At 37.8% G+C, this 11797-nt stretch carries 12 protein-coding genes; all 12 read right to left on the bottom strand.

Annotation, left to right across the window (positions count from 1 at the left end; translation table 11 throughout):
• Window positions 1-27: 27 nt before the first annotated feature.
• Window positions 28-3540, bottom strand: coding sequence for a transcription-repair coupling factor (gene mfd, locus VK91_RS20275; protein ID WP_048395453.1), 3513 nt, complete (start codon window positions 3538-3540; stop codon window positions 28-30).
• Between the two features lie 140 nt (window positions 3541-3680).
• Window positions 3681-3908 (bottom strand): anti-sigma-F factor Fin, encoded by a 228-nt coding sequence (locus VK91_RS20270; RefSeq protein WP_016993788.1) that lies wholly within the window; start codon window positions 3906-3908, stop codon window positions 3681-3683.
• Window positions 3909-4149: 241 nt separating this feature from the next.
• The gene (pth, locus tag VK91_RS20265; RefSeq protein ID WP_016993791.1) at window positions 4150-4716 is read right to left on the bottom strand and encodes an aminoacyl-tRNA hydrolase; all 567 of its coding nucleotides are present in this window, start codon (window positions 4714-4716) and stop codon (window positions 4150-4152) included.
• A gap of 146 nt (window positions 4717-4862) precedes the next feature.
• Window positions 4863-5459 carry a 50S ribosomal protein L25/general stress protein Ctc gene (locus VK91_RS20260; RefSeq protein ID WP_048395452.1) on the bottom strand — a complete coding sequence of 199 codons (597 nt, stop codon included), beginning with the start codon at window positions 5457-5459 and terminating at the stop codon, window positions 4863-4865.
• Between the two features lie 252 nt (window positions 5460-5711).
• Window positions 5712-6671, bottom strand: coding sequence for a ribose-phosphate diphosphokinase (locus VK91_RS20255; RefSeq protein ID WP_004229183.1), 960 nt, complete (start codon window positions 6669-6671; stop codon window positions 5712-5714).
• 24 nt (window positions 6672-6695) lie between these two features.
• Window positions 6696-8066: a bifunctional UDP-N-acetylglucosamine diphosphorylase/glucosamine-1-phosphate N-acetyltransferase GlmU gene (gene glmU, locus VK91_RS20250; RefSeq protein WP_048395450.1), complete on the bottom strand. Its 1371-nt coding sequence runs from the start codon at window positions 8064-8066 to the stop codon at window positions 6696-6698.
• 261 nt (window positions 8067-8327) lie between these two features.
• Window positions 8328-8630: a septation regulator SpoVG gene (gene spoVG / locus VK91_RS20245; RefSeq protein ID WP_048395448.1), complete on the bottom strand. Its 303-nt coding sequence runs from the start codon at window positions 8628-8630 to the stop codon at window positions 8328-8330.
• Between the two features lie 222 nt (window positions 8631-8852).
• On the bottom strand, window positions 8853-9227 hold the full coding sequence (locus VK91_RS20240) for a RidA family protein (RefSeq protein ID WP_004229189.1): 375 nt from the start codon (window positions 9225-9227) through the stop codon (window positions 8853-8855).
• A complete protein-coding gene (gene purR / locus VK91_RS20235) occupies window positions 9224-10057 on the bottom strand; it encodes a pur operon repressor (protein ID WP_004229190.1) in 834 nt (277 codons plus the stop codon). Before purR ends, VK91_RS20240 begins: the two co-directional genes overlap by 4 nt.
• Before the next feature lie 56 nt (window positions 10058-10113).
• Window positions 10114-10980, bottom strand: a complete 867-nt coding sequence (gene ispE, locus VK91_RS20230) for a 4-(cytidine 5'-diphospho)-2-C-methyl-D-erythritol kinase (protein ID WP_048395447.1) — start codon at window positions 10978-10980, stop codon at window positions 10114-10116.
• Window positions 10981-11200: 220 nt separating this feature from the next.
• Entirely contained in the window at window positions 11201-11380 is a 180-nt protein-coding gene (locus VK91_RS20225) for a small, acid-soluble spore protein, alpha/beta type (protein WP_004229193.1), read from the bottom strand.
• Window positions 11381-11493: 113 nt separating this feature from the next.
• Entirely contained in the window at window positions 11494-11754 is a 261-nt protein-coding gene (gene veg, locus VK91_RS20220; protein ID WP_004229199.1) for a biofilm formation stimulator Veg, read from the bottom strand.
• Between the last annotated feature and the right edge of the window lie 43 nt (window positions 11755-11797).

Raw genomic sequence — 11797 nt, 5'->3', positions numbered from 1 at the left:
TAAAAGATAAGAATAGCCTTTTAACTACTATGGCTGCTTTTTTGCTTTATCAATAATTTGCATTAGCTCTTCCAACATATCAAAGGGTTGATATTTCCCACTCTTGCGTTCATCTATTGTTAATTTTAACTGCATGCCATCCATACCAAAACCAACAGCACGCTCGAATTTCATCGATTCTTCAATAATCTTACTGCCATCGACACTTGCCGTCCCTTGTTCTGACAATAGTATTGTAATAAGTTTTTGCTTCTCCTTTACAGATACTACTCCCGCACCTAAGCCCCAAACTTTCATTCGTGCTATTCGAAGTAAACGCTCTGTTTCAATTGGAAGATCGCCAAATCGATCCTCTAATTCCTCCATGATTTCGTCATACTCCTCCACCTGATCCATGGCTTTAATTCGTTTATACATTTGGATCTTTTGATAACCATCTGGAATGTAAGCGTCTGGAATATAAGCATCAATACTCAGCAAAATTTCTATATCTGGCTTTTCTTCTTTTTTCACGCCTGTTTGACGTTCCGCGATGGCATCCTGAAGCATTTGTGAATATAAATCAAAGCCAACTGAATCAATAAAGCCATGTTGCTGCGCTCCAAGTAAGTTTCCTGCGCCCCGAATAGATAAATCTCGCATCGCAATTTTAAAGCCTGAGCCAAGCTCTGTAAATTCTTTAATTGCTTGTAAACGTTGCTCCGCTACATCTGTCAGAACTTTGTCGCGTTGGTACATAAAATATGCATAAGCTACTCTGTTAGAACGTCCAACGCGCCCGCGTAATTGGTAGAGCTGTGCTAAGCCCATGCGATCAGCATCATGGACTATTAATGTATTTACATTCGGTATATCGACACCAGTCTCGATAATTGTTGTCGTAACAAGCACATCATAATCGCCCTCTAAAAAGGCTAAAATCACTGATTCTAGCTCTGACTCAGTCATTTTTCCATGAGCAAAGCCTATACGTGCTTCAGGGACGAGTACTTGAATCTCCTCAACCCTTCGAGCCATATCCTCAACCCGATTATATAAATAAAATACTTGTCCGCCACGTGCCATTTCCCTCTCAATAGCTTCTCGTACTAATGCACCACTGTGCTCCATCACATATGTTTGAACTGGGAAGCGATTAGCAGGAGGCGTTTCAATAACAGATAAATCTCGGACCCCTACCATGGACATATGAAGAGTCCTTGGGATTGGTGTAGCCGTTAAAGTTAAGACATCGACATTTGTCTTTAACTGTTTAATTTTTTCCTTATGCGTCACACCAAAACGTTGCTCTTCATCCACAATTAACAGGCCAAGGTCTTGGAAAATTAAATCTTTAGATAAAATACGGTGTGTTCCAATAACTATATCGACTCGGCCTTCTTTTAAGCCTTTTAATGTGGCTGTTTGCTCTTTCTTCGAACGGAAGCGAGATAACAATCCAACATTAATGGCGAAATCCTGAAAGCGCTCACGAATTGTCTCATAATGTTGCTGAGCCAAGATAGTAGTAGGGACAAGGAATGCCACTTGCTTTCCATCTTGAATAGCCTTAAATGCGGCACGAATGGCTACCTCTGTCTTACCATAGCCTACATCGCCACAGACTAAACGATCCATAGGGCGTTCACGTTCCATATCTCGTTTTACTTCAACAATTGAACGTAGCTGATCCTCTGTTTCCTCATAAGGGAACATCGCTTCAAAATTACGTTGGTCGTCGTTATCAGGTGTAAAAGCATGACCTTTCTCTGCTTCACGCTTTGCATACAGCTTTATTAAATCATCTGCAATATCCTGTACAGCAGAGGATACCTTCGCTTTAGCCTTTTTCCACTCTGCTCCACCTAATTTATGTAGCTTTGGTTCACGATCCTCTGACGCCACATATTTTTGGATTAAGTCTATTTGCTCTACGGGTACATATAATTTATCGTCTGCACGATATCGAATATGCAGGTAATCCTTATGTGTACCATTAACCTCTAATGTCTCTACACCAATATATTTACCAATCCCATGATGAACATGTACAACATAATCACCTGGCTTAATTTCCGTATAACTTTTAATACGTTCAGCATTGGTCATTTTTTGTGTGCGTGCTTTTTTCTTTGCCTGCTGTTTAAAGAGCTCGTCTTCTGTTACAATCGCTAAACGCTGCAGAGGCAATTCAAAGCCACTCGACAAGCCACCATCTACAATATAAATACCAGGTTCTGTTGGCTCACCTATCGCTGTATGAATATCGTATTCTTCAAGCATTTGCTGAACTCTTTTCACTCGTTCTTTATCCCTTGCTATGATGAGAACTGTAAATTTGCCAAGTAACCAGCGTTCAACCTCACTTTGAAGCAAGGACATTTGTCCATGAAATTGCTGCATTGGCTTGCAAGAAAAGTTGGTTGTTTTAGTAAACGTAATCCCTGCAAATGTTCGCGAAAATAATGAAAATGAAAGCTTTTGTTGTGACAACATCGCCAATATTTCTTTTAATGAGAAGGCAGGTTTGACATCATGAACCATTTTTCCCTCTTCGATTAAAGATAAAAACCATTCATCCTCTTCACGTTCCCATGCATCCATTACCTCTTGAATACGTCCAAGTTCGTCAAAAAGCACAATACCATCATGTTCAAAGTAATCTCCCAAAAAGGCTGTTTTATCGTATAATAATGAGCCATATTTGTTTACATAATCAGGTAAATTTCCTTGCTGTAGCAATTCAATATCATATTGAATATGCTGATACAGAAGTTCCTTTGTCTCCTGCTTTTTTACCTTCTTTAGACTGGCTGCTAATGCCACTTCTAAACGGCCTGCTAATGCCTGTCTTTCTGATTTCGTAAGAATGACCTCTGAAGCAGGAAGAATACGAATTTTTTGTAATTTATCAATAGAACGTTGGTCATCTGCTGAAAATGTTCGTATGGAATCAACCTCTGTGTCAAATAATTCAATACGAATAGGTGATTCCAAATAAGGTGGATAAATATCTAAAATCCCCCCACGCAACGCGAACTCTCCAGGTGATGTCACCATTGAATTCCGTACATAGCCCATCTCTACTAATGTTTGTAACCACATCTCAATTTCAATATCTTCGCCTACGGCTGTTTGTAAAAAATAATGTAGCCAGTGTTCCTTAGGCTGCATTATTTTACGTAAACCAGCCACAGGTATTACATATATGGCTTTCTCACCTCTAACTAAGCAATCAAGCGTCGCAATTCGCTCCGCGCGAAGTTCTGGTGAAGCTACAGAAAGATCGGCTGCAATAAATTCATCTGCTGGGTAATAATGAACATGTTCTTCACCTAACAATCCAGCAAGCTCATCAACCATTTTTTGTGCCTGCAATAGATTAGGAGAGATAATATAGATTGGCTTCTTTACATATTCAAATAACACATCGACCATTACGGGGCGTGCGCTTCCTGTTAAACCTGTAATAAGCTGTGATGCAGTTTGACCGCTCTGAATTTCCTTTAAAAATGATGTAATATGTTTATCTTGCGACACAAGCTGTCGTAAAACCTCCACAGTCAAAAGCTCCTTTCAGCATAAATTCTATATTTTTATTTCTATTATTCTAGTGTTATTTTACATATCTCTATTAATGGCTGTTTTATGAAATGGAAAAAGCCTTGAACACACATAAGTGTGTCAAAGCATCCTTCCAATTATTGAATCCATTTATTGAGTGCGTGATAATCTGGATATTGTCTCAGCGAATCCTCACATTGCTCACAAATGCAGTGCACAGTCGTTTGACCATGTTGATCTTTCTCAACATAATCATCCGCTTCTCCCAATTCGAAAATATGCAACTTTCGAATTGTATCATCTGCATCAAATGGTAGTGTCCCTATTTCTACTTCACAATGCCGACATCGATAGCGAACTGACATCTCCAAATCATCCTCCTTTAAGCAACTTTCTACTTAAAGTATAGACATTTATAAAAAGGATTATGCACTTTTCACTGTCATCCTCATTGCAATAACTTAAAAATTAGAGAATTAATTTTTACCTGTAGCTAAGACTATTCACTACAAGTATTAGCTGTAATAATAGTGTAAGGCAGCTCATTACTCACCTTACACCATGCCAATTATCCAAAAACTTTAACATAAATTTTATTACTTCCATCTATTTGCTTGCGTTAAAGTGATTCATCACATCAAGAAACGGCTTTGAAAGAGATGCTTCAACAGCGTTTACAGAATTTACAATGGCGTCTTGCATAAGAACTTGGTCTTCCTTCGAAAATTTAGCTAACACATAGTCTGCTACCTTCATGCCCGCTGGTGGACGATTAATGCCCACTCGAATACGATTAAATTCCTGAGTGCCTAAATGTTGAATTAATGATTTAATGCCGTTATGACCACCTGCACTCCCTTTTTGGCGCAGACGTAATTTACCTGTCTCTAAATCCAAGTCATCATAAATGACAATTAAGTCTTCTACCTCTATGTCAAAATAGTCCATTAGGGGACCAACACATTCCCCTGATAAATTCATATATGTTAATGGTTTAACAAGTAGAACCTTTCCTTCTGGTCGATGTACAGTTGTGTACATCCCGTTAAATTTTGAATTTGTTAAAGGTGTTCCCCATTTTTCTGCTAACGCATCAATAACATCAAAGCCGATATTATGTCTTGTATGCTCATAAGGTTTACCTGGGTTTCCTAAACCAACGATAATTTTCATAAGTACCTCTCTTCTTTCAAATCTAATAGTCATTATTTTACCATATAGCACGCCTAGAAAGCATTTTGTACAATTGTTAAAAGGCATAAAAAATAAGGCTAACAAGAAAGCTATAGCCTTCTTATTAGCCTTAAGCGTATTTATTTTTATACTGACTCTTGCCCTTCTTCATTTTCTGTAGTCTCTTCCTCTACAGAAACAGGCGCCACAATGGTTACTAACATATACTCATCTTCACTAATAATTTCAACAGATGTAGCATCGCGAATATCTGCTACTGTTAGGGATTCCCCAATTTTCAACGATGAAATGTCCACATCAATTGATTCGGGTAACTCTGTTGGCTTTACTTTAACTTTTAATTCTAAGTTAGGCTGCATTAAAATACCGCCCTCACTCACACCAACTGACTGTCCAAGTAATTTAATCGGGACATCAGCTTCTAGCTCTTCCGCCATATTAATGGCTAAAAAGTCAATATGATTTACTTCATCTTTCAATGAACATTGCTGAATCTCTGACACAACAGCATTCACCTTTTTCCCCTCTAACTCTAGCGAAAACACACTATTTTGCCCATTTTTTTGAATGGACTTTTTAAAATCTTTTGCAGCAATAGAAATTGGGGTTGAATCTACTTTGTAGCCGTAAATAACTGCAGGAATGGCTCCCCCTTTTCTAAGTTGGGTTAATGTTGAACGATGCCCAGTTTCGCGCTTTGTAACACTTAATACTGTACTCATACTTCTTTATTCCCCTTCCAAGAAAATTATTTACGCCTCAACAATAATTCGTTGTAGGCTATGATAATACTTAGCTCTATTTGTTTAAGGTAGAGTAAATATTATTAAGACACATTATTATTATACCCCTTTGTGAGAAGGCTCACACATAAAACACTCATCTATTTCTTCGTCTTGATGAAATAGTGTCCAATTATATAGAAAAGACCAATCTACTCAAAGAGTAGATTGGTCTTATACTTACAATATTTATTAATCAAATAGAGTACTTACAGATTTATTTTCATAAACGCGAGAGATAGCATCCGCCATTAATTTAGCTACAGAAAGCTCTGTAATTTTTGGAGATTTTTTCTCGTCTGAAAGCTGAATTGTATTTGTCACCACTAATTCTTTAATAGCAGAGTTTTCAATACGTTCAATTGCTGGACCAGATAATACAGGGTGTGAACAGCAAGCGTAAACTTCTTTTGCACCAGCAGCACGTAACGCATCTGCCCCAATTGTAATTGTACCTGCTGTATCAATAATATCATCAATCAAGATTGCCACTTTACCATCAACATTACCAACAATGTTCATCACTTCCGCAACGTTTGGTTTCGGACGACGTTTGTCAATAATTGCAATCGGTGCTTTTAATCGTTCAGCCATTTTACGAGCACGTGTTACCCCACCATGATCTGGTGAAACAATAACGATCTCATCTCCTGGAATACCTTTAGATTTGAAGTAATCAGATAGTAATGGTACTGCCATTAAGTGGTCGATTAGGATATCGAAGAAACCTTGGATTTGAGGTGCGTGTAAATCTAATACGATAACACGTGTTGCACCAGCAGTTTCAAGTAGGTTTGCCACTAATTTAGCTGTAATTGGCTCGCGCGCTTTTGCTTTACGATCTTGGCGTGCATAACCATAATAAGGCATTACAACGTTTACTGTACGAGCAGATGCACGTTTAACTGCATCTACCATAATTAAAAGCTCCATTAAATGTTCGTTTACAGGTGCAGAAGTAGACTGCACGATAAACACATCACAACCTCGAATACTTTCTTCAATGCTAATTTGAATCTCTCCATCACTGAAGTGCTTAACAGAAGATTTACCTAATTCTACGCCCATTTCCTGCGCAATTTCTTGAGCTAATGGATTATTAGAATTAAGTGAAAATATTTTTAATTGTGAGTTTGCATAATGATACGGCATGATGGCCTCCTGTTTAGTTGATAATTATTTTGAATTTAATTTGCTTACATAATTCGGTTTGTTTTCTTGTCTTGCACGAGCTATGGCAAGTGCATCTTCAGGAACTTCTTTTGTAATTGTAGAACCTGCTGCAATAAATGAACCTTTTCCAACTTTCACTGGCGCTACTAAGTTAGTATTACATCCTACAAATACATCATCTTCAATAATCGTTTTGAACTTGTTTTTTCCATCATAGTTTACTGTAATGGAACCACAACCAATATTGACGTTACTACCGATCTCAGCATCGCCAATATAACTTAAATGTGAAACTTTCGAGCCGTTATCTAGCTTGCTTTTCTTCACTTCTACAAAGTTACCAATTTTGACATGACTACCGATGTCTGAAAGTGGTCGAATATGAGCAAATGGCCCAATAGCAGTATCCTCTGCAATAGCGCTTTCACGGACAACTGAAGAATGTATAGTTGTACGATCACCAACGCGGCTATCTATGATTTGAGTGTTTGGCCCGATAATGCAATCTTCACCGATCACAGTAGCACCTTCAATCATTGAGCCAGGTTGAATCACCGTATCACGCCCAATAACTGCATCTGCACTAATATGCGTTGTTTCAGGATGGATAATTGTTACACCATTCCGCATATGCTTCTCGTTGATTCTTGTACGCATTAAGGTCTCGGCTTGTGACAAAGCCACGCGATCGTTAACACCTAGTGTTTCTTCAAAATCATCAGTGACATATGCTTCAACAATATCACCTTGCTTTTGTAAAATTTCAATGACATCTGGTAAATAGTATTCACCTTGAGCATTATCATTTTTCACAAGCTTCAATGTTTCAAATAATAATTTGTTATCAAAGCAATATGTGCCTGTGTTTATTTCTTTTACTAATTGCTGCTCTGCTGAAGCATCCTTTTGTTCAACAATTTGCTCCACCTGTCCGTTACTGCCACGTAATATACGGCCATAGCCAGTTGGATTTTCAGCAATTGCAGTTAAAATAGTTGCTTTAGCATTCTTTGCTTGATGATGTTCGAATAGAGCTTGCATCGTTTCAGGACGAATTAGTGGTGTATCTCCACATACAACTAATGTTGTACCTTCTTCATTACCTAAAATGGCCTCTGCTTGTTGCACAGCGTGCGCTGTACCTAGTTGCTCAGCCTGCAGCACATACTCACTTTTATCACCAAGCTGTTGTTGCACTTTTTCAGCACCATGTCCGACAACCGTTACAATGCGATTCACATCTAACGACTGAATATGATCCACCACATGTTGTACCATTGGTTTCCCACATACTGGATGGAGCACTTTATATAATTTGGACTTCATACGTGTACCTTGACCTGCAGCCAAAATGACAGCAAAAATATTGCTCATCTGTAAGTCCTCCAATACGCTCATTTTCTCTTATGACTATATAGCAAAATTCATCTATTTTCAAGGCATGTAGAGTTGACAAAAACATGAATTCCTAAATCCAATGCACCTTATGCTCGAATGTCATGAAGTATATCCTGAAATTGCTCATATTATCTTTTTATCAAAATAAAAAGAACCCTTCCAACTAGAAGAGTTCTTCCTATCTTTTTTACCGTAAGTTTGTAACATATCCTTAAAAAGTAAGTTATTTACTATTTATTACACACCGATTCCCTCTAATTCTTCTTCTTTACCAGCTTCCTCTATTTCACTAGAGTTATGATACTCGTTTAAAATAATCTCCTGAATTTTATTTCGAGTATCAGAATTAATTGGATGAGCAATATCTCTAAATTCCCCATCTGGTGTTCGTTTACTAGGCATAGCTACAAATAAACCAGTATTTCCATCAATGACACGAATATCGTGAACAACAAACTCATTATCAAGTGTAATGGAAGCAATCGCACGCATGCGACCATCCGTCTGTACCCGACGTAATCTCACATCAGTAACTTCCATTTTCTCACCACCTCTCTTCTTGGATGCCTAAATGAAAATATTATATTCTCAATTACCGAATATTTTCCTTTTCATAGTCTATCAAATTTTCTAAAAAATTTGAATACTTATTAGAATAATATTTTTTCTTATATACGTAATTTTTGACAATTGTTTGTCGGCGTAAAAAAACCCACTAAAAAGAATAAAGATTCTCTTTAGTGAGCTTAATAAGTTTTTTATTTATTTTACGATTGCGATTACTTCGATTTCTACTTTTACATCTTTCGGAAGACGGGCTACCTCTACAGCTGAACGAGCTGGTTTATGATCACCGAAATGATTTGCATAAACTTCATTCATCGCTACAAAGTCATTCATATCTTTCATAAAGACCGTTGTTTTCACAACATTATCTAAAGAAGTTCCAGCTTCCGCTAAAACAGCTTTTAAATTAGCAAATACTTGATTTGTTTGTACAGTTATATCGCCTTCCACTAAATCACCTGTAGCTGTTAATGGAATTTGACCAGAGCTATAAAACATACCGTTAACAATAATACCTTGTGAATATGGTCCGATTGCTGCTGGTGCATTTGTTGTTGCTACTACTTTCATTTGTCATGTCCCCTTTTAGAAAAATAGTTACCTTCACTTAATGCAATTGTTCGATCTTTTTCATTAACTTCATGAAGCTTTACAAGTGAATAATAATCATCTACTAATGTTTCGTCCGCATGCTCAGCCTCCACAAGCACTGCAATGCCTGCTAGCTGACAGTCAAACTCTTCTAAGAGATTTTTCATGCCATTCATAGTACCGCCGACCTTCATAAAGTCGTCAGTAATTAATACACGTTGTCCACTCTTCATGCTTCTTTTTGATAATACCATTGTCTGAATTCTTCTGGAAGAACCAGATACATAGTTAATGCTTACTGTAGAACCTTCTGTTACTTTACTATCTCTTCTCACAACAACCACTGGTACATTTAAATGTCTTGCAATGGCATGAGCGATGGATATCCCTTTAGTTGCTACTGTCATTATGACATCGATTTGTTGATCTGCAAAGGCCGAAGCAAAGACCTTTCCTACACGATTAATTAAATCTGGGTTTCCAAGCAAGTCTGTCATAAATAAGTAACCACCTGGTAACAATCGATCTGAATGTTCTAGCTCTGCTTTTAAATCTTGAATCACTAAACGTACTTCAGCCTCGGACATTTTCGGAATATACTTTACTCCTCCTGCAGCACCCGGCACTGTCATCAATAACCCGATTCCTTTTTCTTCGAATGTTTCTTTTACAATCGTTAAATCTTCACTAATGGATGACTTAGCAGATTGATATAGTTCTGAAAAATAAGTTAGCGGGATCAGCTGATGTGGATGTTCTAGTAAGTAGTACGTCATATCAACTAGTCGTTCACTACGCTTCCATTTCATGCGACCCTCTCCTAAACACGAATATTTATAGGTAAAATTAACACAAATTTGCGTTTCTAAGCAAGCGTATTTCGCTCACCCAAAATTCGTACTGCATAAACTTCCTCACAAAAACCACGTAAACCATTATAAATGCGACTTACACGAGCTTCACTATCCACTAGCCCAAATACAGTTGGACCGCTTCCACTCATTAGCGTGGCATCTGCCCCAAAGCGCTTCATTTGTTCCTTTAACATCACAACTTCTGGGTGTAGCTTAAATGTTACAGTTTCCAAAACATTTCCTAATGAAGAACATAATAGCTCATAATCTTTTGTCTCTATAGCTTGTATCATCTGCTGTGTATTGGGGTGTTGCAGTCCTTCAACCTTAAGACCCCCATAAACTTCTGCTGTCGACACACCAATTTTAGGCTTAGCTAGTACAACCCAACAATTAGGTGGAGCTGGTAATTCCTTTATTTTTTCGCCTCGTCCTGTAGCGAGTGCCGTGCCTCCGTAAACACAAAACGAAACATCCGAACCAATTTTAGCACCAAGTTCCGCTAATTCATCTATTGATAAACCTAAATCCCACAGTTCATTTAGCCCTTTTAATGTTGCAGCTGCATCACTACTACCTCCTGCGAGTCCTGCTGCTATGGGGATTTCCTTTTCAATCGTAATGGATACACCTTGTCTAATGCCATATGTATCTTTAATGAGACGCGCTGCCTGATAAGCAAAATTACGATGGTCATTTGGTACAAAATTATCTGTTGAAATTATTTGAATAACACCATCTTCTCGAGATTCAAGACTGATACGATCAGCTAAATCGACTGTTGTCATAACCATCTCCACTTCGTGAAAATTATCCGGTCTTTTATAAAGTACATCTAATGTTAAATTAATTTTTGCAGGCGCCTTTACATAAAGCATCTTTCTTCCTCCTTATAGCTACACGTATAAACAGTTCTTTTTTTCGCGCAAGATTATTCATTTTATTTTACCATATTGAGAATACGAAAATGGAAAAAAAGAACCGTTTACCCTATTCGGAGTAACGGCTCTCTCTCGTCAGTTGTATTTGTTGTGTCAGTAAGGATTTTCATCCCTGCTGAATGAAACTTTATAAGATGACTATTTTAGCAAAAACAGTCTACTTACGCTCTTGCTCACTACTTGCCCGTTCTGCCATTTCTATGGCACGTTTGACCATATTACCAGCATCACGAGCTTTTATGCCGCCCCAGCCTTCCTTTTGCACAACATCATAAAATCCAAGTTCTTTTGCGATCTCTTCTTTTAAACGAGGTGACATGATACCTTTTCTAGGCATATAAACTCCTCCTTTAACAACTGACGAATTTAGTATGCCCGTGAAAACGCAAAACACTCATGTATTTTTAATATACATGAGTGTTTCTAAAATATAGAAATAAGTACTAGAAACTATTTTGCGACAGCAGCCTTTGCTTCGTCTAAAAATGTAATCTCTACTGCTTCAGTTAAAATATCTGTGTAGCTATACGATACGCGCTTGCACGTATTGTCTTCTTGATCGAGCTCTACTACAAAGATGGCGCGATATGTCTCACGTAGTATCCCTGCACACTCAACCGTTTTCTTGCGACCACCGTTTGCTTTTAATTGCAAACGTTTACCCAAATGACAATCCAACGACTTTTTAATGTCCGCTAAAGTTTTTGGCATTTTCGCTTACACCTCACTAATAACAAGTATAAGCTAATGGCCC

This window comes from Lysinibacillus sp. LK3, from assembly GCF_001043675.1.
Classification (GTDB): domain Bacteria; phylum Bacillota; class Bacilli; order Bacillales_A; family Planococcaceae; genus Lysinibacillus; species Lysinibacillus capsici.
The sequence above is the reverse complement of the archived record's forward strand: the minus strand, read 5'-3'. Positions and strand labels throughout refer to the sequence as shown.

Coding starts and splice junctions, on each gene's coding strand:
- VK91_RS20270 (WP_016993788.1), bottom strand. CDS start 3,908: ATGTCAGTTCGCTATCGATGTCGGCATTGTGAAGTAGAAATAGGGACA.
- pth (WP_016993791.1), bottom strand. CDS start 4,716: ATGAAAATTATCGTTGGTTTAGGAAACCCAGGTAAACCTTATGAGCAT.
- VK91_RS20260 (WP_048395452.1), bottom strand. CDS start 5,459: ATGAGTACAGTATTAAGTGTTACAAAGCGCGAAACTGGGCATCGTTCA.
- VK91_RS20255 (WP_004229183.1), bottom strand. CDS start 6,671: ATGCCGTATCATTATGCAAACTCACAATTAAAAATATTTTCACTTAAT.
- glmU (WP_048395450.1), bottom strand. CDS start 8,066: ATGAGCAATATTTTTGCTGTCATTTTGGCTGCAGGTCAAGGTACACGT.
- spoVG (WP_048395448.1), bottom strand. CDS start 8,630: ATGGAAGTTACTGATGTGAGATTACGTCGGGTACAGACGGATGGTCGC.
- VK91_RS20240 (WP_004229189.1), bottom strand. CDS start 9,227: ATGAAAGTAGTAGCAACAACAAATGCACCAGCAGCAATCGGACCATAT.
- purR (WP_004229190.1), bottom strand. CDS start 10,057: ATGAAATGGAAGCGTAGTGAACGACTAGTTGATATGACGTACTACTTA.
- ispE (WP_048395447.1), bottom strand. CDS start 10,980: ATGCTTTATGTAAAGGCGCCTGCAAAAATTAATTTAACATTAGATGTA.
- VK91_RS20225 (WP_004229193.1), bottom strand. CDS start 11,380: ATGCCTAGAAAAGGTATCATGTCACCTCGTTTAAAAGAAGAGATCGCA.
- veg (WP_004229199.1), bottom strand. CDS start 11,754: ATGCCAAAAACTTTAGCGGACATTAAAAAGTCGTTGGATTGTCATTTG.